Origin of the sequence: Sphingobium sp. MP9-4 (assembly GCF_005281675.1) — a bacterium.
In the GTDB taxonomy this organism is placed as follows: domain Bacteria; phylum Pseudomonadota; class Alphaproteobacteria; order Sphingomonadales; family Sphingomonadaceae; genus Sphingobium; species Sphingobium yanoikuyae.
Genome location: NZ_LUFI01000060.1, coordinates 48,180 through 71,433, shown reverse-complemented (window position 1 = coordinate 71,433; position 23,254 = coordinate 48,180). Strand labels below are relative to the sequence as shown.

Here is a 23,254-nt window from a genome sequence, read left to right as displayed (position 1 = left end):
TCTCCATGGGCGAAGAATATCGGGCCAAGGTCTTCAAGTCGGGCAACAGCCTGGCGTTGCGGCTGCCCAAGAGTCTGGGCCTGAATGACGGCGAGGAAGTCGTCATGATACCGCATGCCGATGGCAGTTTTTCCTTCTGGAAGCAGGGTCAGCAGCGCGACATCCTTTTGTCCCTGTTCGGCAGCATGTCGGCGGGCTTCATGGCGGAAGGACGCGGCGATATCGATCAGGGGGATCGCGATTGGACCGGGCCGGCGTCGTCTGCGGCATGACGCAGGTCGCTTATCTGCTCGACACCAATGTTTGCATCGATTTCCTGCTCGGACGAAGCGCCCGTCTGGCCGAGCGGATGGCGGCCGAGTTCGATCGCCTGTCGGTTTCCGCTGTCACTGCTGCCGAATTGCGGGTCGGCAATCGCGGCTCTAGCGATCCGGTCGGAGACCTGCGGCGCGTCGATACATTTCTGGCGCTGCTGAATATCTTGCCGTTCGATGATGCGGCGGCGCACACCTATGCCGAGATGGTGCGCCTGGTGGGGGGGGCGTCGTCGGGGGGTCGACCGGTTGATCGGAGCGCAGGCGATGGCGTCGGCCATGGTGCTGGTGACGCGCAACGAAAAGGATTTCGCCGATATTCCCGGCCTGACAGTGGAGGATTGGAGCGCATGATGACCATGGCTGTGCGCATGGTGACCCTGTTGGGATTTCTGTCCATCCTGTCCGCGCCGGCGGTTGCTGCCGATGCCAGGAAGATCGACGCTGCCATCCCCGAGATTGACCGTCTCTTTGCCGATTTCCAGGTCGACAGTCATGCGCCGGGGCTGGTCTATGGCATCGTCTCCGATGGCAGGCTGGTTCATGTGAAGGGCTTTGGCGCGCAGGATCTGGTGCAGAAGCGGCCGGTGACGGGGGACAGCCTGTTTCGTATCGCATCCATGACCAAGGCGTTTACCGCCCTGTCGATCCTGAAATTGCGGGAAGAGGGCAAGCTCTCGCTTGACGATCTGGCCGAGACTTATGTGCCGGAAATGCGCGGCTGGACCTATGCGACCAAGGATAGTCCGCGCATCCGCATCCGCGACCTGCTGACGCACAGCGCGGGCTTTGTCGACGATAATCCGTGGGGCGACCGGCAGACGCCGCTGCCCGACGCGGACTTCACCCGGATGCTGGAGCAGGGCGTGCCGATGAGCAGCGCGCCGGCGACCCATTATGAATATTCCAACTTCGGCTATGCGCTGCTGGGGCGGATCATCGCCAATGTCTCGGGCATGCCCTATCGCCGCTATGTCGAGCAGAGCCTGTTGACGCCGCTGGGCATGACGTCGAGCGGCTATCAGCTGAGCGAATGGCCGGCTGCGCGGCGGTCGCTCGGCTATCGCTGGGAAGATGGGCGCTGGAAGCGCGAGCCCGACATGGCCGACGGCGCCTTTGGCGCGATGGGCGGGCTGCAGACCAGTGCCAATGACTATGCCCGTTGGGTGGCCTTTCTGCTGTCGGCCTGGCCGCCGCGCGACGATGCGGAGAGCGGTCCGGTCAGCCGGGCGTCGGTGCGGATGCTGGCGGAGGGTAGCAATTTCATGAGCGTCGGCCAGCGCAACGGCAAGAGCGGGGCGACCGCCTGCCGTCAGGCGGCGGCCTATGGCTTTGCCATGCGGATCGCGCAGGATTGCGACCTGGGGCTGACCCTGTCCCATGGCGGCGGCTATCCCGGCTATGGCAGCCATGTGATGCTGATGCCGGATTATGGTGTCGGCATCTTCGTCTTCACCAATCGCACCTATAATGGCGGGGCGGGCGCCGCCTGGGATGCGGCGATGCTGTTGCAGAAGGCGGGAGCGCTGATCGCGCGGGACGTGCCGGTCAGTCCGCTGCTGGCGCAGGGCTATGCCGCGGCGGGGCGCATCTATGCGTCGGGCGATGTGCTGGCCGCCCGCGACAATCTGGCGATGAATTTCCTGATGGATGCCGATGCGGTGCATTGGGGCAAGCGTCTGGCGGCGTTGAAGGGTGAGGTCGGTAGCTGCGCGGTCGATGCACCGCTGAGCGCGACCGGCAATCTGTCGGGCAAGTTCACCTGGACCTGCGAGAAGGGGCGGGTGGCAGGCAGTCTGTTGCTGGCGCCGACGGCCGACGCGGAAATCCAGGAATTGAAGCTGGAGGTCAAGGCGCCCTGAGGCGCTGGCGATCGACAGTTCCCCCTGCGGCGAAAATGCTCTAGGCGCGCAGCCATGGCGCAAATTTTGACCGCAATCTATCTGCTGATGATGCTGGCCGGGGGCTGGCGGCTGTTCGGCCTTGGCTGGCCGCTCTGGGTGAAGGGGCTGGTGGCGATCGGGCTGGTCTGTCCCCTGCCGCTGCTGGTGCTGCTGCCGGGCATGCTGCATCCCGAACGGCCCTTTGCCGACATGCTGCGGATGATCGGCTTCGTGATGATGGGCTGCGGTGCGCTCTGCCTGGTTGGCGGCCTGTCCGCCGCCCGGCTGCGGGCGCGCCGGCGATGAGCTTTGCGGCCCAGATCCTGACCCTCTATCCCGAGATGTTTCCGGGCCCCTTGGGCGTGTCGCTTGCGGGACGTGCGCTGGCCGAGGGGAAATGGTCGTGCGATCCGATCCAGATGCGCGGCTTTGCGACCGACAAGCATCGCACCGTCGACGATACGCCGGCCGGGGGCGGGGCGGGCATGGTGCTGAAGCCCGACATCTTGGCGCGCGGCATCGACCATGCGCTGGCGCAGCGGCCCGACCTGCCGATCCTGGCGATGACGCCGCGCGGCAAACCGATCACGCAGGCGCGGATCAGGGCGCTGGCGGATGGCCCCGGCGTGACCTTGCTGTGCGGGCGATTCGAGGGCTTTGACGAGCGGATTTTCGATGCCCGACCGATCGAGCAGATATCGATGGGCGACATCATCCTGTCCGGCGGGGAAATGGGCGCGCTGATGCTGCTGGATGCTTGCATCCGCCTGCTTCCCGGTGTAATGGGCGCCGCTTCCAGCGGTGTCGAGGAATCCTTTGAAACGGGGTTGCTCGAATATCCGCATTATACCCGACCAGTCGAATGGGAGGGGCGCAGGATTCCCGAAGTGTTGCGATCGGGGGATCATGCGAAGATCGCCGCCTGGCGGAAACAACAGGCGGAGGCAGATACACGGCTAAGGCGGCCGGACCTTTGGGAACGCCATATCGGCGTTCGGGACCAGTCGCCCTCTGGTGCGCAACGCGAAAATAAGGACTAAGTTACATGAACTTGATCCAGCAGATCGAGGCCGAAAACATTGCCGCCCTGGCGAAGGAAATCCCCGATTTCCGTCCCGGTGACACCCTGCGCGTCGGCGTGAAGGTTGTCGAAGGCGAGCGCAGCCGCGTCCAGAACTATGAAGGCGTCTGCATTGCCCGTTCCAACAAGGGCATGGGCAGCAACTTCACCGTTCGCAAGATTTCGTTCGGCGAAGGCGTGGAGCGCGTGTTCCCGCTCTACTCGCCCAACCTCGATTCGATCACCGTCGTTCGTCGCGGTGTCGTGCGTCGTGCCAAGCTCTATTATCTGCGTGGCCGCACCGGCAAGCGCGCTCGTATCGCCGAGCGCCGCGATACCCGCACCGAAGGTTGATCCTTCAAAACTGTTCTTGACAGTTGTAAAAATGAAACAGGCGGTGGCCCCCAGGGCTGCCGCCTTTTTCTTTGTGTTACAATGATTTGACACATTGTTTTACGGCATGAATTATTGCGCTTGCGAACAAATTTTTGCGGCCACCCAAAGGGCCATTTCGCAGTCGATGCAATTATGCCAGCCTGATATTTCCAGATGTTACTGAGTGAAACGCACTGAAATTTCCGATTTCAGGAACGGATAGTTGCGTCCATTCCGATCTCATCCGGCAACAAGAAGAGGGGGGTGTCGAAAGGTCTCTAAAAAAAGAAATAGGGGGCTTTTTGATGAAGTATCAGGGTCTGTTTTCATGCAGTGCGATTGCCATTGCACTGTCCTATTCAATGCCTGTTCTTGCGCAGGATGTTGCGCCCCAGGCGGCCGCAGCGGAAACGCCCGGCCAGACGATCATCGTCACCGGCACGCGGCGTACCGACCGTACCGTCGCCGAATCGCCGACGCCGATCGATGTCTATTCCGGCGAGGAACTGCAGAAGCAGGGCGTCGCCGACATGAACCAGGTGATCCAGAACCTGGTCCCGTCCTTCTCGGTGGCGCGCTATGCCATTGGTGACGGCTCCTCCTTCGTCCGGCCGCCCAACCTGCGCGGGCTGGCGCCCGACCAGACGCTGGTGATGGTGAACGGCAAGCGCATGCATCGCTCCGCGCTGGTCCAGATCGGCGCGAACGCCCAGTCCGCTGGCGCCCATTCGGCCGACCTTGCGCAGATTCCGGCGATTGCGGTGCGCAGCGTCGAAGTGCTGCGCGACGGCGCTTCGGCCCAATATGGTTCCGACGCGATCGCGGGCGTCATCAACATGGCGCTGCGCGACGATACCGACGGCATTTCGGGCTATGCCCGCTATGGCCAATATTATCGCGGCGATGGCGAGGATTATCAGGTCGCGCTGAACGGTGGTTTCAAGCTGGGCGACAATGGCTTCATCAACATCAGCGGCGAATATGTGAACGCCGGCAAGACCAGCCGCGGCGTCACCCGACCCGGCGCGCTGGAACTGTCGCAGGAGCAGCCCGACATCGGCGTACCCAAGCTGGCGCAGCGCTATGGCAATCCGAAGATGGAATCCTATCGATTCTTCGTGAATGGCGGCTTCGACCTGGGCGACGACAGCAGCATCTACTTCTTTGGCAATTATGGCCACAGCTTCCAGGAAGAGAGCTTCAACTATCGCCAGTCGGTCAATTCCGCCAATTTCGGCCTCAACGGCATCTTCAACGACTATTTTACCGATTTCGACAATACGACACCGGGCATCCAGACCGGCGCGGCGGGCGGCAATGTCTATGCGCCCAACGATTATGACCCCACGACGCGGGATTATACGCAGGTGTCGGATTGCTCCGATCCGCTGGTGCAGAACTGGAGCTGCGTCTATTCGGGCGGCTTCACGCCGATCTTCTTCGGCAAGATCGACGATATTTCGGGCACCGTCGGCTACAAGGGCACGCTCGGCTTTGGCCTGAACTACGACCTGTCGGGCAGCTATGGCCAGTCCACGCTGAAATATACGATGAACGGCACGATGAACCCGTCGCTGGGCATCACCTCGCCGACCGAATTCTACCTCGGCAAGCTGGAACAGCGCGAAACGCTGTTCAATGCGGACTTCAGCTATCCCTGGGAAGTCGGGCTGGCGAGCCCGATCACGATTGCGTTTGGTGGGCAGTATTTCCGGGAATCCTATGAACTGGGCCTAGGCGACGCCGCTTCCTATGCGATCGGGCCCTATACCGGGAACCTGGTCTTCCATCAGGATGGCACGCCGGTGTTGAACGCGGATGGCAGCCAGCTCTCGGTCGCGCTGCCGGTCGGTGCCAATGGCTTCCCTGGCTATGGTCCGGCGATCGCGGGTGAGAGCAGCCGCAATTCCAAGGGCCTCTATATCGACGTGGAAGGCGACATCACCGAAGCCTTCTCGCTGGGTTTTGCCGGCCGCTACGAGCATCTGTCCGACTTCGGCAATTCGACCACGGGCAAGGTGTCGGCACGCTACGCCATCGTGCCGGATGTGTTCGCGGTTCGCGGCACGCTGTCGACCGGCTTCCGTGCGCCGACGCCGGGCCAGACCAACACCAGCAGCATCGCGACCACCTTCAATCCGGGTAATCCCAACGCGATCGAGTTCATGACGCTGCCGGTCGCCAGCCCGGTCGCCCAATATCTGGGCGCGGTGCCGCTGAAGCCGGAAGAGTCGGTCAGCTTCTCGGCCGGTACGGTGTTCACGCCAGCCCCCGGCGCGTCGCTGACGATCGACTATTACAACATCAAGGTGAAGGACCGCATCGGCACCACCGGATCGCGGGTGATCACCGACGATCAGCGACCCGAACTTCAGGCGCTGGGCCTGGCCAACTATGCCACGGTCAATGAGGTGCAGTTCCTGACCAATGCCTTCGATACCCGGACCCAGGGTGTCGACGTGGTTGGCAGCTATCGCTTCTCGACCGACAGCATGGGGACGTTCAACACCACGCTGGCCTTCAACTACAACAAGACGAAGGTCATCCGCGTCGGGCTGGACCCCGATACCGGATCGCCGATCATCAGCGACACGCGCATCATGCAGCTGCAGAATACGCTGCCCAAGACGCGCGTGATCCTGACCGAGAACTGGACCAGCGGTGCGCTGTCGGTGCTGGGCCGGGCGAACTGGTATGGCAAGTACAAGGTCTATGACGACGGCACCGGTGTGAACGGCGAAAGCTATGTCAATCAGAGCTTTGGCAGCGAGTTCGTGTTCGATCTGGAAGTCAGCTATCAGCTCAATGACAATTTCACGCTGAGTGCCGGCGCGCAGAACCTGTTCAGCAACTATCCCGACAAATATGACAATCGCGCCGGCGGGCTGGGGCCGGTCTATGCGTCGACGGGTGGTCGCTTCACCGGTGACATCTATCCCGACGTATCGCCCTTCGGCTTCAACGGCGGCTTCTGGTATGCGAAGGTCGGATTCAAGTTCTGATCCCGCATCATCATGATCCGATCGGCCGTTCCCTTGCGGGGCCGGCCGATTTCGTTGCAGGAGGGGCCATGCCCTTGACCAACCGCCTGGCGACCGCCGCCGACGAACCCGCATTGTCCACCCTGATGTCGCTGGCCATCGAGCAATTGCAGTCGGCCTATCTGACCGCTGCGCAGGTACAGGCCAGCCATGGCTTCATGGGGCTGGACCGGCGGCTGATCGGTGACCGGACCTATTTCGTGGTGGAGGCGGAGGGTGCGATCGCCGGATGTGGCGGATGGAGCCGCCGGGCGACCGCCTATGGCGGCGACCACACGGCCGGGCGCGACGACCGCATGCTCGACCCCGCGACCGAGGCGGCAAAGGTGCGGGCGATGTACACCCATCCCGACCATGTCCGCAAAGGCGTCGGCACGACCATCCTGGCGCTGTGCGAGGCCGCCGCGCGGCAGGAGGGCTTTGCCGCGCTGGAATTGTCGGCGACGATGGCCGGCGTGCCGCTCTATCGCAGCTTCGGGTTCATCGACGTCCGCCCGTTCGAGGATAGCGGCGTGCCGATGATCCTGATGCGCAAGGCCATCTGATTCAGCTGCGGCTGGTCCACCACAGGCCAGCCAAGCTGATGAGCGCGGCGGCCGACATATAGAGGCCGACGAGCGCGACGCCCTGCATGCCGATCAGCCAGGTGGCGACGATCGGCGCCAGCGCGCCGCCCAGGATGCCGCCCAGGTTGAAGGCGAAGGACGCCCCGGTATAGCGCAGCTGGGTCGGGAAGAGGGCGGGCAGATAGGCGCCGAGCGGGCCGTAGATGAAGCCCATCACGAACAGGGCGAGGCTGAGCGCGACGAAGATCGGCAGCAGCGCGGCGGTGCCGATCAGCGGGCCGAAGACGATGCCCATGACCAGCGTGCCGGCACAGCCCCAGGCGAGGACGCGGGTCGGGCTGCTCCTGTCCGACCACCAGCCGGCGATCACGATGCTGAGCGCCATGAACATGATGGCGCCAAGCTGGATCGCGAGGAAGATTTCCCGGTCGATCTTGAGCGCGGTGGTGCCATAGCCCAGCGCAAAGGCGGTCGCGATATAATAGACGGCGAAGCAGGCGGCGCAGGCGAAGGTGCCGGCGATGGCCGCGCCCAGATGGGTCGAGAGCAGGGTGGCAAGCGGCACGGCCGGCGGCGGTGCTTCCTGCTGCGCGGCAGCAAATTCGGGCGTCTCGGTGAGTTTGAGGCGGACCCAGAGGCCCAGGATCACGAGGACCGAACTGCCCAGGAACGGCAGGCGCCAGCCCCAGGCAAAGAATTCCGCATCGGTCAGGAAGGCGCCGAGCAGCAGGAACAGGCCGTTGGCGGTGATGAAGCCGACCGGGGCGCCCAGTTGCGGGAACATGCCGAAGCGGGCGCGCCAGCCTTCGGGTGCATTTTCGACCGCCAGCAGCGCCGCACCGCCCCATTCGCCGCCCAGGCCAAAGCCCTGGCCGAAACGCAACACGCACAGGATCAGCGGCGCCCAGAAGCCGATCATGAGATAGGTCGGCAGGAAGCCGATCAGCAATGTGCAGCCGCCCATCAGCATGAGCGAGGTGACGAGCGTCGCCTTGCGCCCGATGCGGTCGCCATAATGGCCGAAGACGGCGGCGCCGAGCGGCCGGGCGAGGAAGGCGAGGGCGAGGCTGCCATAGGAGGCCATCAACTGCGCCGAGGGCGAGGAGGCCGGAAAGAAGAGCGAGGGGAAGATCAGGCTGGCGGCGGTGGCGTAGATATAGAAGTCGTAAAATTCGACCGCCGTGCCGATGAGGCTGGCCGCCAGCACTCGCTTGTGCAGCCACATTGCGCTCATGCCGCTCGTCTTCGTCATCGCCCCCATCCTTCTCAATCCGTTCGCGCCGCCATCCTCCCCTGCAAGGGGAGGGGGACCATTTGCCTGGCAAATGATGGAGGGGTGTTGCCGCGCGCGATAGGGCGACACCCCTCCGTCAGGGCTTCGCCCTGCCACCTCCCCTTACAGGGGAGGATGATGACATTCGCCTCTATTTCCGTCGTTTCTGGTTCAGCAGCTCATAGGCCATGACGGCTGTCGCGACCGCGGCGTTCAGGCTGTCGGCCTTGCCCAGCATCGGCATCTTCACCAGCTGGTCGCATTCGGCTTCATAGCTTTCTGGCAGGCCCTGCGCCTCATTGCCGACCAGCAGGAAGCTGGGGCTCTGATAGCTCGGCTCCTGATAATCCTGGGTCGCTTTCAGGCTGGTGCCGATCAGTTCGCCCGGCCCCTGGCGCAGCCAGTGCATGAATTCGCCCCAGCGGGCCTGGGTGATCGACTGGGTGAACAGGGCGCCCATGCTGGCGCGCACCGATTCGACCGAGAAGGGGTCGACGCAATCGTCGATCAGGATGAGGCCGCCGGCACCGACCGCGTCGCCGGTGCGCAATATGGTGCCGAGATTGCCGGGGTCGCGCAGCGACTGGGCGACGATCCAGATGTCGGCCGTGCTGCGGTCGAGCTTCTCCAGCGGAGTCAGCCGGTCGCGATAGACGCCGACCACGGCCTGGGCATTATCCTTGCCGCTGATCTTGGACAGAATATCGGGCGTGGTTTCGATCACGTCGCCGCCGTCCGCCTCGATCGCGTCGATCAGGTCGAGTGCGAGCGGGTGGGTGGAGCCGGCATGGAAGAGCATTTCGGGCAGCACGCCTTCCTCGCGCGCTTCGGTCAGGATGCGCAGCCCTTCGGCCAGGAACAGCCCTTCGGCCTTGCGATATTTCTTTTCCCGCAGAGAGCGCACGCGCTTGACCAGCGGGTTGGAAAAACCGGTGATTTCGCGTGCCACGTTCTGCGTCCTGCCTTCTGGTCCGCGACCAGTGCGGACGAAGCGGCCTCTCTATCGAGGGAATGGGGAAAAGGACAGCCTTTCGGTGTCAGTCGGGCTGGGCGGCGTCCGTTTTCGCGATGACCACGCGATTGCGACCGCCATGCTTGGCCGAATAGAGGGCGACATCGGCGGCGGCGATCCAGGCGTCGCTGCTGATCCGGTCAGGCCCGATCTCGGCAATGCCGAAGCTGGCGGTGACGCGCAGCGGCGGCATATGGACGATTTCCAGCGCGGCGATGGCATCGCAGAAACGCTGGGCAGCGGCCCCGGCCTGCGCCGCATTGCTTTCGGGGAGCAGCACGCCGAACTCTTCCCCGCCAAGCCGGCCCAATATGTCGTTCGGGCGCTTGGTCCGGTCGCAACAGGCCGCGACCTCGCGGATCACGACATCGCCGGCCGGGTGGCCATGGGTGTCATTGACCCGCTTGAAATGGTCGATGTCGAACAGCAACAGGCTGGCCGGACGCGCATAGCGGCGGAAGAGGGCGATATGCTTGTCCATCTCCGCCACGAAGGCGCGGCGGGTGAGGGCGCCGCTCAGATGGTCGCGCTCGGCAATGCGGCGCAGTTCCAGTTGCTCCACCACCAGCGCGCCGAGATTTTCGAGGATGGCGATCTGGCCGGGATCAAATTCGCGCGGCACGGTATCGATCGCGCAGAGGGTGCCGACATTATAGCCGTCGGGCGTCGCCAGCGGGACACCGGCATAGCTGCGGATATTGGGATCGCCGGTGACCAGCGGATTGCTGCTGAAGCGCTGGTCGGAACAGGCATCGGGCACGACCATCGGCACACGGTCGCGGATGGTGTGGTTGCAGAAGGCGATGTCGCGCGGGGTTTCGGTCGCGTCGATGCCGGTGCGCGACTTGAACCATTGGCGATCGCCGTCGATCAGCGACACGACCGACATCGGCACGCCCAGGATCGACCGGACAAGCTGGGTGATGCGATCAAAGGCGGGCTCGGGCGGCGTGTCGAGAATTTCATAGCGCCCGAGCGCGGCCAGGCGGGCGGCTTCGTCGTTCAATTTCGTGTCGAGCATGGCGCCTATCCACTTGAACCGGTGGCGAATGCTGCCTCCCGATCAGCGGTCGCCCTATGTCGCAAGATGGGGCGGCGGGGCCGTGACGTCAATGTCGGGATGGGAACCCGTCGCGGCAACGCGGCCGCTGGTCGCGTGCCTATTCCTCGCCGAACTTGTCTTCGACCAGGGCTACGAGTTGGTGCAGGCTGTCATGCGCGTCGGGGCCGGCGGCGCTGATGGTGATGCTGTCGCCCATGGCGGCGCCGAGCATCATCAGGCCCATGATCGATGTGCCGGTGACTTCGCTGCCATCCTTGCTGACGGTGATCTGGGCGGGCAGGCCGCTGGCCAGGGTCACGAATTTCGCGCTGGCGCGGGCGTGGAGGCCGCGCTTGTTGCTGATCCTGACTTCCCAGCTGATATCATTCATGAGGTGCTGCCCAGCAATTCCGATGCGACGCTGATATATTTCTGGCCTGCTTCGCGGGCAGCGGCGACGGCGGCGCGCACGTCCATCACCTTGCGGGCGCTTTCCAGGCGGATGAGCATGGGCAGGTTGATGCCCGCGATCACCTCGATCTCGCCGGCCTTGAGCAGCGAGATGGCGAGGTTGGAGGGGGTGCCGCCGAACAGGTCGGTCAGCAGGATGACGCCGGCGCCGTCATTGACGCGCGCGACCGCCGCCGCGATGTCCGCGCGGCGCAATTCCATGTCATCCTCCGGCCCGATGCAGATCGTTTCGATCTGCTGTTGCGGTCCCACGACATGTTCCATGGCCACGACGAATTCCGTCGCAAGCGACCCATGGGTGACGAGTACGAGTCCGATCATCTGCTTCCGCGGCCCACCTTTGTCATGATATTGCTTTCGGGCCTCCCGGTCTGCGCTTCTCCAGACTGTCCTGGGGCGCTGATTCCATATTGCGGTGCGAGACGGTGGGCGAAAAGCCCGCATCTTGCAAGTATCTAGCGACATGTTCGGCGACATGGACCGAGCGATGGCGCCCGCCGGTGCAGCCGAAAGCCACGGTAATATAGGTTTTGCCGGCTTCGGCGTAGCGCGGCAGCAGGGTCGTCAGCAGATCCTGGATCTTGCCCAGCGCCTCCTGATAGGCCGGGTCGGCCTGGATATAGGCGGCGACATCGGCGTCGAGGCCGGTCTTGGGACGCAAATCCTCGTCCCAGAAGGGGTTACGCAGGAAGCGCATGTCGAACATCAGGTCGACATTGCGCGGCACGCCGCGCGAATAGCCGAAGGAGAGGATGGTCAGCACCGGGTCGGAGAGCTGTTCGCGGGCGAAGCGGGCGCGCATTTCCTGCTGCAGCGCATTGGTCGACAGGCTGGTGGTGTCGATCAGCTGGGCCGACCAGCGGCGCAGCGGTTCGGTCAGTTCGCGTTCGCGGGCGATGCCGTCGGCGGCCGGGCGATCCTGCGCCAGCGGGTGGCGGCGACGGGTTTCGGCAAAGCGGCGTTCCAGCTCGGCGCCCGAGCAGTCGAGGAACAATGTCTCGATATCATGGCCATGGCGTTCGCGCAGCGCCTTGATCCGCTGGACGATGGCATTGGCGTCGAAGCCGCGGGTGCGTGCGTCGATGCCGAGCGCCAGCGGCCGGTCATCCTCCCCGCCATGACCGGCGGGCAGGGGCGTGTCGAGAAGGCGGTCGAGCAGCACCAGCGGCAGATTGTCCACCACCTCCCAGCCCATATCCTCCAGCGTCTTGAGCGCCGTGGTCTTGCCGGCACCCGACAGGCCGGAGACGAGCAGGATGGTCTTGGGCGCGCTATCGTTCATGTCTTGCCCAGGGCCTTGAGCGCGAGTTCGACCTTGATCGGGGCGGACGCCTCATGCGCGACGACGGCGACCAGCGGAATTTCGACACCGGCGATGGTGCGGGTGGCGGCGTGCATCGGCATGCGCTCGACCGTTTCAGCCAGATCGACGATCAGCGCGACCGGCGAATCGCCGACATGGGGCACGGGCACGATGCCGATGCCGCGCACTTCCATCTTGCCGCTGATGGTTTCGGGGGCGGTGGCGATCAGCCGGCCGTCGACCCGCTTGAGCAGGGTGTAATCGTCGGAAACCAGCGTCGCACCGCGATCGATCAGGCGCAGGGCGAGGTCGGACTTGCCCATGCCGCTTGCGCCATAGAGCAGCACCGAGCGTCCCTCGATCGCGACGGTCGTTGCGTGAAGCGTCTCTGATGAAAGTGCCCGCACCATGTTCCCCTGCCTTCCTGCTTCTAGCCCCAGTTCGCCGCGTTGGAAATCGAATTGCGTCGATTCACGCGACATCGCAGCGGCACATTGTGGCCAGCAGGAATGAACAGCTTATTGCTTTCATTCGGACATTATGCCGGGGTCGCGTTCCACGGCCATGGGCAGACGGACGATGAAGCGGGCGCCGCTCTGCATATCCTCGCGGTCGGCGATGCTGATCTTGCCTTGATGCCCCTCGACGATCGAGCGGGCGATGGCGAGGCCGAGACCCGAATGCTTGCCGAACGCCTCACCTTCCGGGCGGACGCTGTGGAAGCGGCGGAAGACATGCTCGCGCTCGCCCTCGGGGACGCCGGGGCCTTCATCCTCGACGCTGACCAGCACTTCATTGTCGGCGACGGTGGCGATGATCTGGACCAGCCCGTCGTCGGGCGAGAAGGAGATGGCATTGTCGATCAGATTGTCGAGCACGCGCACGATCCGCTGTTCCTCGCCCAGGACGACCGCGACTTCCTTGCGCGGGCGGGCAAAGGCGAGGCGGATGCCGCGTGGCACGCCGCGTGCCTCGCGGGCGAGCACCATGCGTTCGATCAGCAGGCCAAGGTCGATCGGCTCGAACCGGGTGCGGGACAATTGGGCGTCGATGCGGGAGGCTTCGGCGATGTCGGTGACGAGCCGGTCGAGCCGGCGGACATCATCCTGCGCGATCGCCATCAACTGGTCGCGCAGGTCCGGCCGGTCCACCCGTTCGAGCGAATCGAGCGCGGAGCGGAGCGAGGCGATCGGGTTCTTGAGTTCATGGCTGACGTCGGCGGCGAAGGCGTCGGTCGCGTCGATCCGCTGGCGCAGCGCATGGCTCATGTCCGACAGGGCGCGGGCGAGCATGCCGATCTCGTCGCGCCGCTCGGGCAGGCGGGGCACGGTGACCTCCCGCGCGCGGCCGAGGCGAACGCGCACGGCGGCACGGGCCAGGCGCTGAAGCGGTTGGACGATGGTGCGGGCGAGGAACAGCGACAGCAGCACCGAGGCGAGGACGGCGGCGGCCAGCACGATGCCCAGGCGGAGGCGTTCGGCGCGGACGATGCGGGTGATGTCGCGCGCATTTTCGGTCGCGAGCAGGCCCGAACCGTCGCGCACGGCGACGGCGGCCGAGATCATGAAGGTACGGTCGGGCGCGTAGCGGTTCATCGCCTGGGGCTGGCGCGTCTTGGCGGCCAGCACCAGTTCGGGCCAGGCGCTGGCGCGATCGACGGCGGGTTCCTCGAAATTGGGCGGGCGATCGGCGGAGACGACACGGTCGACCGCCTTGTCGAGGAAGCGGGCGACATGACGCTGCCATTCCTCTTCCGAGGGCAGGCGCAGCCGATAGCGCGGCGCATCCATGGCGAAGCTGTCGGCCATCAGATTGCCGGCCGCGTCATAGCGGCGCACCCGGTCGCCGGTCTGACGCGCATAGGCGGCGATCAGCGCATTCTGCCGGTCGGCAGGCGCATTTTCCAGGCCGATGGCGAGCAGCTTCAGCTCGCGCGCCGACTGTTCCAGCCGATCGTCGACGATCCGCGTGCGATAGCTGTCCAGATAGAAGAAGCCGCCCGCCAGCAGGGCGAGCGCGAAGACATTGACCGCCAGGATGCGCGGGGTGAGGCTCAATCGCCCCGACCAGCGCACCGCGAGCGGCGCGTCCTCATTCTTCGGAGAAGCGGTATCCGGCGCCATAGAGCGTGTCGATTGCGTTGAAGTCAGGGTCTACCTCTCGGAATTTGCGACGCAGCCGCTTGATATGGCTGTCGATCGTGCGGTCGTCGACATAGACGTCGTCCTGATAGGCGGCGTCCATGAGCTGGTTGCGGTTCTTCACCACGCCGGGCCGTGCAGCAAGGGTTTCCAGGATCAGAAATTCGGTGACGGTCAGCGTCACATCCTTGCCGTCCCATTTCACCCGGTGGCGGGGCGGGTCCATCTCCAGCCGGCCGCGCACGATCGGGTCGGACGGCGGTTCGTCGGCGGCTTCGGGCGTGCGGCTGATCTCTGCGCGGCGCAGGATGGCGCGGATGCGCGCGATCAGCAGCCGCTGCGAGAAGGGCTTGGAGATATAATCGTCCGCGCCCATGGCCAGGCCCAGCGCCTCGTCCAGCTCGTCCGCCTTGGAGGTCAGGAAGATGACCGGCATCTGGCTCTTTTCGCGCAGACGGCGCAGCAGTTCCAGCCCGTCCATCTGCGGCATCTTGATGTCAAACACGCCAAGATCGGCCGGATTGTCGGTCAACGCCTTCAGCGCGGCTTCCGGGTCGGTATAGATGCGCGTGACGAACCCTTCGGTCTGCAGCGCGATCGACACCGACGTCAGGATATTCTTGTCATCATCCACCAGCGCGATGGTTGCGGTCATGCTGCGTCCCGGAACGTCATGATAAAATGGGTGAAGGCATCCAGCGTTAGACGATGGCTGCCGGGCCTGCAAGGAAGGGGCGTTGCAATTGTTGCTGCGACCCGTGCGTCGTTTTTCGGGACGGGCTGTGGTTCACCCCTATTTGACGGCCGTAGCGCAAAGCCCTATGCCGGTATGGCTTGAAGGGGAGGATGTCCGCGCGACAAGGATCGCGGCGCTCCCGGACGGGCCGGTCGCATAAAAAGACAAGCGACTAAGGGACTTTTTACATCAGGAGCTAAGGCGTGCAGGCCAAATCCTCAATCACCCTGGTCGACCAGGGCATCTCCACCCATGCCACCCAGTTTTGGAACCTCGGCACCGCGCCGCTGGTCGAGGCCGCGCTTGCCAATGGCGAGGGCATATTGGCCAAGGATGGCCCGCTGGTCGTCAAGACCGGCAAGCACACCGGCCGCAGCGCCAGCGACAAGTTCATCGTCCAGGATGCCGAGACGCAGGATACGGTCTGGTGGGGCAAGACCAATGTTCCGATGACGCCGGCGCATTTCGCCGCGCTGAAGGAGGATTTCTTCAAGGCACTGGGCGAGAAGGACAAGCTCTATGTCGCCGACCTCTATGGCGGGTCGCAGCCCGAATATCGGGTCAATGTGCGCGTCATCAACGAGTTCGCCTGGCATAATCTGTTCATCCGCACCCTGCTGGTGCGGCCCGAGGCGCAGGCGCTGGCCGACTTCGCGCCCGAATATACCATCATCGACCTGCCGACCTTCGTCGCCGATCCGGCGCGCCATGGCTGCCGCAGCGAGACGGTGATCGCGGTCAACTTCACCGAGAAGCTGATCCTGATCGGCGGCACCCGCTATGCCGGCGAGATGAAGAAGTCGGTGTTCGGCATCCTCAATTATCTGCTGCCGACCAAGGGCGTGATGCCGATGCACTGTTCGGCCAATATCGGCCCGAATGGCGACACCGCGGTCTTCTTCGGCCTGAGCGGCACCGGCAAGACGACGCTGTCGGCGGATGCCAGCCGCACCCTGATCGGCGATGACGAGCATGGCTGGTCGGACCAGGCGGTCTTCAATTTCGAGGGCGGCTGCTATGCCAAGATGATCAACCTGTCGGCCGAGGCCGAGCCGGAAATCTTCGCCACCACCAAGCGGTTCGGCACGGTGCTGGAAAATGTCGTGATCGACGAGGATACGCGCGTCATCGACCTGGACGACAATAGCCTGGCCGAGAATAGCCGGGGTTCCTACCCGATCGACTTCATCCCGAACACGTCGGAGAAGAATCTGGGGCCGGTGCCCAAGAACATCATCTTCCTGACCGCCGATGCCTATGGCGTTCTGCCGCCGATCGCGCGGCTGACCCCGGAACAGGCGATGTATCACTTCCTGTCCGGCTATACCGCGCGCGTCGCGGGCACCGAGATCGGCGTGACCGAGCCGACCGCCACCTTCTCGACCTGCTTCGGCGCACCCTTCATGCCGCGCCACCCCAGCGTCTATGGCAATCTGCTGAAAGAGCGGATCAACAAGGGCGGCGTCACCTGCTGGCTGGTCAACACCGGCTGGGCCGGTGGCAAGGCGACCATGCCGGGGATCAAGCGCATGCCGATCAAGGTAACGCGCGCGCTGCTCAACGCGGCGCTCGACGGCAGCCTGAACAGCGCCGAATTCCGCACCGATCCCAATTTCGGGTTCGAGGTGCCGGTGGCGGTGAATGGCGTCGACAGCCAGATCCTCGACCCGCGCGCTATGTGGGCGGACAAGGACGGCTATGACGCGACGGCGGCGACGCTGGTGAAGGCCTTTGTCGACAATTTCGCCCAGTTCGAGGAGCATGTCGACGATGGCGTGCGCAGCGCGGCGCTGACGGCGGCCTGAATGGGCGCCTGATCGGACGCAGCATTCTAGTGAAGGGGCCGGGGCGGAAACGCTCCGGCTCTTTTGCTTTTGGCGCGGGCGCGGCGGTGCTATGTTGTCCGCCTATCATGGCAGCGGAGATTAGCATGGGCGTGTTCGACAATCTGATGGGCAATCTGGGCGGGCTGGAAGCGATCGCGCAGAAGGTCGGGCTGGAGCCGGAACAGATGCAGGGCCTGCTGAACGAGATCGGCGCCAAGATCGGCAGCGGCGAAACCAGCGTGTCGGCACTGGCCGAGACGGCGGCCGAACATGGCGTGTCGGCCGATGCGCTGCAGCAGCTGCTGGGCCAGTTTGGCGGGCCGGAGGCGATATTGGGCCAGCTCGGCGGCTTCCTGGACCGCGATGGCGACGGCAATCCGCTCAACGAGCTGAGCGGCCTGGCCAAGGGGCTGTTCGGCTAACAGACGGCGAGGGGCGGGCCGGCAAAAGCCGGCCCTTGGTGCCCCCCAAGTTTTTTTGGCCTTGCCTTCACGATGCGGTGGGGCCATTTGCGGACTACACCATTATTGCGAATGATCCGCAACTAGCGCCGCCCGATCATGGCGGTGCCGACGAAATGCAAGGATAAGGTCTTGACCGACGTGACGATCGAAAAGCCGGTTCTGGAACCCACCGGCGCGCTTTCCGTGGAAACCGTGCTGTCGGTGAAGCACTGGAACGAGCATCTGTTCAGCTTCCGCATCACCCGCCCGGCAAGCTTCCGCTTCCGTTCGGGCGAGTTCATCATGATCGGCTTGAAGGGCGACAACGGCAAGCCGCTGCTGCGCGCCTACTCCATCGCCAGCCCCGCCTGGGACGAGGAAATCGAATTCCTGTCGATCAAGGTGCAGGACGGTCCGCTGACCAGCAAGCTGCAGAAGATCGAGCCGGGCGACCAGATCTATCTCGGCCGCAAGCCGACCGGCACGCTGGTGACCGACGCGCTGCTGCCGGGCAAGCGGCTGTTCATGCTGTCGACCGGCACCGGCCTGGCGCCGTTCCTGAGCCTGCCGCGCGACCCGGATGTGTATGAATTCTACGAGCAGGTCGTGGTGGTGCATTCGGTGCGCCGGGTGAGCGACCTGGCCTTCCGCGACGAGATGGAAGGCAAGTGGGCCGAAGACCCGCTGGTATCGGAACAGGCTGCGGGCCAGTTCCATTATGTGCCGACCGTGACGCGCGAAGAATTCCCCAACAATGAGCGCATCGACAAGCTGGTCGAGAGCGGCAAGCTGTTCGAGGGGATTCCGGGCGCGGCCAAGTTCGACCCCGAGACCGACCGGATCATGATGTGCGGCAGCATGGAAATGATCAAGCAGTTCGCGGCGTTCTTCGAGGAACAGGGCTTCACCGAAGGGTCCAATGCGGCGCCGGGGCAGTTCGTGATCGAGCGCGCGTTCGTCGGCTAAGCGCTCGGCAGCGAGAATAGGGAAGGGCCGGGGAGCGATCCTCCGGCCCTTTTTTCTTTGTGATCGCGCAGTGGATGTTCAGCAGGCCGGCTGCTCTTTCATCCTCCCCTGCAAGGGGAGGTGGCAGCACGAAGTGCTGACGGAGGGGTGTCGTGCCGTCGTTAGCGTGACACCCCTCCACCGGCTTCGCCGGTCCCCCTCCCCTTGCAGGGGAGGATGTCATGTCCACTGACGGACGTGGCCGTTACGCCCCCTTCCTCTGGGCGACATAGGCGTCGACATTTTTCGCCAGCACGGTCATCGGCACGCCGCCGCCCTTGACCACGGCGTCGTTGAACAGGCGGAAGTCGAACTTGTCGCCCAGCGCCTGTTGCGCCATTCCGCGCAGGCGGACGATTTCGCCATGGCCGACCTTGTAGCCGCAGGCCTGGCCCGGCCAGGCGCAATAACGGTCGACCTCGCCCTGCACATCCTCGACCGTGGAGCCGTTGGTGGTGGCGAACCAGTGGATTGCCTGTTCGCGGGTCCAGCGCTTGGCATGAAGGCCGGTGTCGACCACCAGGCGGCAGCAGCGATAGGCGATCGACTGGAGATAGCCCAGCCGCCCGGCGACATCGCCATCATAGGCGCCCAGCTCGTCGCCCAGCTGCTCGGCATAGAGCGCCCAGCCCTCCGAATAGGCGTTGAAGGCGAGCATGGAGCGGATCAGGGGGAGCTTGTAGGTATATTCGCCCTGCCAGATATGGCCCGGAATCCCCTCATGATAGCAAAGCGTCGGCAGCGAATAGCGCGGCCAGATGCTGGTATCGCGCAGGTTGATATAATAATTGCCCGGCACGCTGCCGTCGATCGTGCCCGCGCCGGCATAGGCGCCCGGCGCCCCGGCCTCGATCTCCACCGGCACCCGCTTCACCACCAGCCTGGCCGGCACCAGGGTCGCGAAGGCGCGGGGCAAGCGGGTGCGGATATCGGCGAGGCGCCCGTCGATATAGGAGAGGATCTGCTGGCGACCCTTGTCGTCATTGGGAAAGAGATAGCGCGGATCCTTGCCCATCGCCGTCATCCGCTCGCCCACGGTCCCCTTCGTCATGCCGAGGGATTTGAGCAGCCGGTCCATTTCCGACTGGAGGGCCTTGAGCTGTTCCTGGCCCAGCGCATGGACTTCGTCGGACGACAGGGTGGTGGTGGTGCCCGCCTGCAGCGCCCAGCCATAATAGGCCTCCCCCTGCGGCAGCTTCCACACGCCCGCATCCATGGTGGCGGTGGCGCGCTGGCGGGTGAGTTCGGCGGCCTGGCGGGCGAGGGCGGGGGCGATGGCGGTGCGGGTGATCTGCTGCGCCTTCGCGGCATAGTCGCCGTTCATATCCTTCGTGCGGCGCGCGATCGAGGCGACCGGCACCCATTGGTCGAGCGGCTGGCCCTGCACCGCCTTCATCTGGCCCAGCGTCTTGTCGAGCAGGAAGGCGGGGGCGACGACGCCGATGCCGGCGTCATGCTTCAACCGCTCGGTCTCGCCGTCGAGATTGGCGGCATATTGGCTGAGGCGTTCGAGATAGGCGTCGGCGTCGGCCGGGGTGGCGATGCCATGATTGGCGTCGAGGAAATCGGGCGTCTCGATGAAGGCGCCGGTATTCTGGGCGACGGCATAGGGCGCGTTGCGATAGGACCAGTTGCTGTTCATCATCGCCATGTCGCCAAAGGGGAAGGCGAAGCCGGCATCGGCCAGTTCATGGGCGGCGCGCACCACCTCCACATCGGTGCGGGTAGCCGGCGACAGGGCGTCGAGATCGACGGCGCGGAGCTGGGTCAGGCGATCCTTCACATGGGCGGCGATCCGCGCCTGGCCGGCCGGGCTCTTGTCGCCCAGGCGCGCTTTGAGCGGCGCGCGGGCGCCGGTGTCGAGGCCAAGGCCGCTCGCGGTTTCGGGCGCATCGGCCAGCATCGCTTCGGCCATGCCGGCGAGCAGGGCTTCGGCGCGGGCGTCGGCTGTCGTTGCTTGCGCCAGGGTGCGGCCGGGGAGGGCGGACAGGGCGAGGGCGGAGGAGCCGGCGACGAGGAAATCGCGGCGGGAGGTCGTCATGGGAATTGGGTCTCCGTAGGAATTCGCTCTCTTAACTTCGCATATTTCCCGCACATTTCGACATCTTATTTCCTACCCGCGACAGATCATAATAATTGGGCGAGGCTGCCTAGGTCGATCTCCGGCGCGCTGATCGAGAGTTCCGCGACCAGATCGCGCAGGGCGATGCGCTGGCGATGGGGCATGGCGGCGCGGGCGCCGCTGCGCTCGGCACAGATGGTGCGCATCGCCGCCAGCATCACCCGATTGTCGGGCGCGCGGCGATGGCCGACCACCACGCCGCGCCGGACGATGGGGCGGACCTGCGCGCAGCGGGTCAGCGCGATCGCCTGGGCACGGGCGGCGTCCAGCCCCATCTCCAGCGCCCAGTCCCAGGCGGCGGCAAAACTCTGTGCCCCCTGTTTCTGCCGCAACTGATAGGCCGATCGTGGCGAACAGCCGACGCTGCGCGCCGCCTGCGCCACCACGCCGCAGCGCGCCAGCATGTCGATGAAGGCCCGCTGCGCGGCCGGCGACCAACCCGACGCGCGCCGGCGCAACATCGGGACGGAGGTGAAATGGAGAAGGGGCATGTCGGTCATGCCGGCGAGGCTATCATGGGGCGGGAGGTGTAGGACAGGGTCGGATCATTTCGGAATGACCGTTATCAAGTCAATTGATCCACGGAACCGCCATTCGTTCATCTCTTTGATTTGGCCGGAACACATCGTAAATTGATTGAATCATTGGAAGTGCTCTTCCACTGCCGATCACGCCGTTATAATCTCTCTGATCTTGTCGATGCCCTCTTGATACCAGAACCACTGCCCGCCGAGCTGAACCGCTAGCCCCTTTGCCGGGTTTTTGAGGTCGTTGAGCTTCCACGCCTGCTGAAACTCGTAGCTAGAAACGGTAAGACCATCATCATCCAAAAGCTTTTTAATGGCATCCGTCATCCTATATTTTGGACGCTCAACAAGCTTGATAGCTACCTCCACATCCGAGCCAACAGGGCTATAGGTCACGGCTTGGTCAGCCTTCTTAGCGTTGTTAGTGACCTTGGGAACGACATATACGCGGAACGAATAGGCAGGATCATTGAACTCCGCCTGCGTCATTGGCCCTTCGAGAAGCGCATTTACAGCCGCTACTGCTTTGGCGACGGGAGCTATGCCTTTAAGGACGTTTGGCGACTTGAGAGTTAGCGCCTGAAGCTGGATGGCGAAGGCCAAGTCATGAGAGAAATCATACTTTGCGCCAAATTTCTCTTTAGCGTATTTGAGGAAATTAAGTGCGTTGGCTTGTATCTTGGCCTGAAGAGCATCATTGATGTCCTCCGATGACCGATGCTCGATCGCGTTACGGATAGCGATAAGGTATTTGAGATTAGCTATCTCACCTGCTGAAAGGCCTGCTTCCGGCCGCTCGATACAGTAGCTCAATTCCCAAAGCTTTTCCTGCCCATCGATCAGAACAGATGTCCCGTCCGCGTTCTTGTAAACCGGGCAGATGCCCTCTCCGATCAAACGGGCGTGAAGAACATAGGTCCACGCGATGATTGAGAGAACGATAAAGGTCTCTGACCGTGTGAAAAGTATATTGTTGTTATAGACGAGGACGGCGGTCTTGAAGATTTCTACGGCCTTGCGAACCTGAGCCTCAGCATACGTCGTCGCATAAAATCCGAGCTGCTCTGCCAATGCCGCCAGCTTGGAATACTGATAGAGCAATGCATCTACTTCGGGAGCCGTGGCTGCTGCAATGCCTGCATAACGTGCCTTCGTCCCTTTGCGAATGGCTCCAATTTCGCGGTGGTTGAAGTTACGGTCAAGAAAACTGAAAATTGCTAGCACTTGCTGATCGTTCAACGCCCGGTGCTGGATCAGTCCTTTTATCAGTCCGATTTCCTGATCAGAGAGAATCACTTTAGCCATGCCTGCCCCACCGCTCCCCAATTAGCTAAGTCATAACCTTCATGAGCGTCGAATCTAGCGGGAATACGCGAAGAGGCCCTCGCTGTAGCCGTCAAGTTTTTGGAAGCGCAAATGGCAGCTCGTAAGCACCACATGTGGGCCCTCGAACGACCGAAAATGGCGCTAGCCGGTCGTAGCCCCTAAACCCCTTCCACCCACAGCACCGCGCCTTCCGCACCCGTCACGCGGACCCGCGCGCCGGCTTCGCTGTCCGGGCCGCGGGCGGTCCAGACGCTGTCGCCGACCTTGACCCGGCCTTCGCCGCCGCGGATCGGCTCTACGACTGTCACCAGTTCGCCGATCAGGCGGGCGGTGCGGTCGTTGAGATTGGGGTCGGTCGAGGGCACCTGATTGTCCACATACCAGCGCCGCCCGGCCCAGACCGAGACGACGCAGAGCGCGGCGAAGATCAGCAGCTGGAGCGGAATGCCGATCGGCAGCGCCAGCGCGGCGAGGCCGGTGATGGCGGCGGCGATCGCGATCCAGATCAGGAAGACGCCGGGGATCAGCACTTCCGCAATGGCCAGCAGCGCGGCGAAGACCAGCCAGGCCCAATGATCCTGGAGCATGCTGAGCCAGTCGTTCATGGGGTGGTCCTGTGGTTGGTGGGGTGGGGTGGTTTTGTGTCGTTTCGGTGGCGGCGGGGCGCTATCGCTCTGGCGTCGCGGATAGCGGAAAGTGCGGGAGATGGGTTCCCGCTTTCGCGGGAATGACGGGGGTGGGTGGGGCCAGCTTTCGTCCGTTCGGGCTGAGCTTGTCGAAGCCCTTTG

At 63.9% G+C, this 23,254-nt stretch carries 23 protein-coding genes; 10 read left to right on the top strand and 13 right to left on the bottom strand.

Translation table 11 applies throughout. From position 1 onward, the window contains the following. Positions 1 to 5 precede the first annotated feature (5 nt). The 7 genes from A0U87_RS18855 to A0U87_RS18820 all read left to right on the top strand — a co-directional run bounded on the left by A0U87_RS18855 (position 6) and on the right by A0U87_RS18820 (position 7,218). Positions 6 to 272 (top strand): hypothetical protein, encoded by a 267-nt coding sequence (locus A0U87_RS18855; RefSeq protein WP_004208096.1) that lies wholly within the window; start codon positions 6 to 8, stop codon positions 270 to 272. Further along, on the top strand, positions 242 to 2,176 hold the full coding sequence (locus A0U87_RS18845; RefSeq protein WP_240700600.1) for a serine hydrolase: 1,935 nt from the start codon (positions 242 to 244) through the stop codon (positions 2,174 to 2,176). The genes A0U87_RS18855 and A0U87_RS18845 overlap by 31 nt, the downstream gene beginning before the upstream one ends. 54 nt (positions 2,177 to 2,230) lie before the next feature. After that, on the top strand, positions 2,231 to 2,503 hold the full coding sequence (locus A0U87_RS18840; RefSeq protein ID WP_004208093.1) for a hypothetical protein: 273 nt from the start codon (positions 2,231 to 2,233) through the stop codon (positions 2,501 to 2,503). Further along, positions 2,500 to 3,237 carry a tRNA (guanosine(37)-N1)-methyltransferase TrmD gene (gene trmD, locus A0U87_RS18835; protein ID WP_004208092.1) on the top strand — a complete coding sequence of 246 codons (738 nt, stop codon included), beginning with the start codon at positions 2,500 to 2,502 and terminating at the stop codon, positions 3,235 to 3,237. The genes A0U87_RS18840 and trmD overlap by 4 nt, the downstream gene beginning before the upstream one ends. Before the next feature lie 5 nt (positions 3,238 to 3,242). Beyond that, complete coding sequence (rplS, locus tag A0U87_RS18830) at positions 3,243 to 3,611, top strand: 50S ribosomal protein L19 (protein WP_004208091.1); 369 nt, start codon at positions 3,243 to 3,245, stop codon at positions 3,609 to 3,611. Between the two features lie 326 nt (positions 3,612 to 3,937). Next, positions 3,938 to 6,634, top strand: coding sequence for a TonB-dependent receptor (locus tag A0U87_RS18825; RefSeq protein WP_048937724.1), 2,697 nt, complete (start codon positions 3,938 to 3,940; stop codon positions 6,632 to 6,634). Positions 6,635 to 6,702: 68 nt separating this feature from the next. Next, positions 6,703 to 7,218, top strand: a complete 516-nt coding sequence (locus A0U87_RS18820; protein ID WP_048937723.1) for a GNAT family N-acetyltransferase — start codon at positions 6,703 to 6,705, stop codon at positions 7,216 to 7,218. 1 nt (position 7,219) lies between these two features. Here the strand turns inward: A0U87_RS18820 and A0U87_RS18815 are convergent, their stop codons facing one another. From A0U87_RS18815 to A0U87_RS18775, 9 genes are all read right to left on the bottom strand, one after another. Then, positions 7,220 to 8,491, bottom strand: coding sequence for an MFS transporter (locus A0U87_RS18815; RefSeq protein WP_048937722.1), 1,272 nt, complete (start codon positions 8,489 to 8,491; stop codon positions 7,220 to 7,222). Positions 8,492 to 8,663: 172 nt separating this feature from the next. Continuing rightward, a complete protein-coding gene (locus A0U87_RS18810; RefSeq protein ID WP_037507764.1) occupies positions 8,664 to 9,461 on the bottom strand; it encodes an RNA methyltransferase in 798 nt (265 codons plus the stop codon). An 88-nt stretch (positions 9,462 to 9,549) separates the two neighbouring features. Further along, on the bottom strand, positions 9,550 to 10,545 hold the full coding sequence (locus tag A0U87_RS18805) for a sensor domain-containing diguanylate cyclase (protein ID WP_048937721.1): 996 nt from the start codon (positions 10,543 to 10,545) through the stop codon (positions 9,550 to 9,552). Between the two features lie 139 nt (positions 10,546 to 10,684). Next, positions 10,685 to 10,957 (bottom strand): HPr family phosphocarrier protein, encoded by a 273-nt coding sequence (locus A0U87_RS18800; RefSeq protein WP_048937720.1) that lies wholly within the window; start codon positions 10,955 to 10,957, stop codon positions 10,685 to 10,687. Beyond that, positions 10,954 to 11,358 carry a PTS sugar transporter subunit IIA gene (locus tag A0U87_RS18795; RefSeq protein WP_004208084.1) on the bottom strand — a complete coding sequence of 135 codons (405 nt, stop codon included), beginning with the start codon at positions 11,356 to 11,358 and terminating at the stop codon, positions 10,954 to 10,956. The genes A0U87_RS18800 and A0U87_RS18795 overlap by 4 nt, the downstream gene beginning before the upstream one ends. Before the next feature lie 22 nt (positions 11,359 to 11,380). Beyond that, positions 11,381 to 12,319, bottom strand: a complete 939-nt coding sequence (rapZ, locus tag A0U87_RS18790; RefSeq protein WP_048937719.1) for an RNase adapter RapZ — start codon at positions 12,317 to 12,319, stop codon at positions 11,381 to 11,383. After that, entirely contained in the window at positions 12,316 to 12,750 is a 435-nt protein-coding gene (locus A0U87_RS18785) for an HPr kinase/phosphatase C-terminal domain-containing protein (protein WP_004208082.1), read from the bottom strand. The genes rapZ and A0U87_RS18785 overlap by 4 nt, the downstream gene beginning before the upstream one ends. A 117-nt stretch (positions 12,751 to 12,867) precedes the next feature. After that, positions 12,868 to 14,463: an ATP-binding protein gene (locus A0U87_RS18780; RefSeq protein ID WP_010335533.1), complete on the bottom strand. Its 1,596-nt coding sequence runs from the start codon at positions 14,461 to 14,463 to the stop codon at positions 12,868 to 12,870. Continuing rightward, complete coding sequence (locus tag A0U87_RS18775; RefSeq protein ID WP_004208080.1) at positions 14,432 to 15,136, bottom strand: response regulator transcription factor; 705 nt, start codon at positions 15,134 to 15,136, stop codon at positions 14,432 to 14,434. The genes A0U87_RS18780 and A0U87_RS18775 overlap by 32 nt, the downstream gene beginning before the upstream one ends. 284 nt (positions 15,137 to 15,420) lie before the next feature. Here A0U87_RS18775 and A0U87_RS18770 point away from each other — a divergent pair, with 284 nt between their 5' ends. The 3 genes from A0U87_RS18770 (at position 15,421) to A0U87_RS18760 (ending at position 18,452) form a co-directional block, all read left to right on the top strand. Next, positions 15,421 to 17,022, top strand: coding sequence for a phosphoenolpyruvate carboxykinase (locus A0U87_RS18770; RefSeq protein ID WP_048937718.1), 1,602 nt, complete (start codon positions 15,421 to 15,423; stop codon positions 17,020 to 17,022). Positions 17,023 to 17,147: 125 nt separating this feature from the next. Continuing rightward, positions 17,148 to 17,465, top strand: a complete 318-nt coding sequence (locus A0U87_RS18765) for a hypothetical protein (protein WP_048937717.1) — start codon at positions 17,148 to 17,150, stop codon at positions 17,463 to 17,465. 138 nt (positions 17,466 to 17,603) lie between these two features. Beyond that, positions 17,604 to 18,452, top strand: coding sequence for a ferredoxin--NADP reductase (locus A0U87_RS18760; RefSeq protein WP_048937716.1), 849 nt, complete (start codon positions 17,604 to 17,606; stop codon positions 18,450 to 18,452). Positions 18,453 to 18,696: 244 nt separating this feature from the next. Here A0U87_RS18760 and A0U87_RS18755 read toward each other — a convergent pair whose 3' ends face one another. The 4 genes from A0U87_RS18755 to A0U87_RS18740 all read right to left on the bottom strand — a co-directional run bounded on the left by A0U87_RS18755 (position 18,697) and on the right by A0U87_RS18740 (position 23,071). Continuing rightward, the gene (locus tag A0U87_RS18755; RefSeq protein WP_137405877.1) at positions 18,697 to 20,532 is read right to left on the bottom strand and encodes a DUF885 family protein; all 1,836 of its coding nucleotides are present in this window, start codon (positions 20,530 to 20,532) and stop codon (positions 18,697 to 18,699) included. Positions 20,533 to 20,618: 86 nt separating this feature from the next. Beyond that, complete coding sequence (locus tag A0U87_RS18750) at positions 20,619 to 21,113, bottom strand: hypothetical protein (protein WP_048937714.1); 495 nt, start codon at positions 21,111 to 21,113, stop codon at positions 20,619 to 20,621. 168 nt (positions 21,114 to 21,281) lie between these two features. Continuing rightward, complete coding sequence (locus tag A0U87_RS18745) at positions 21,282 to 22,445, bottom strand: DUF3644 domain-containing protein (protein WP_048937713.1); 1,164 nt, start codon at positions 22,443 to 22,445, stop codon at positions 21,282 to 21,284. Positions 22,446 to 22,624: 179 nt separating this feature from the next. Then, entirely contained in the window at positions 22,625 to 23,071 is a 447-nt protein-coding gene (locus A0U87_RS18740) for an NfeD family protein (RefSeq protein ID WP_048937712.1), read from the bottom strand. Between the last annotated feature and the right edge of the window lie 183 nt (positions 23,072 to 23,254).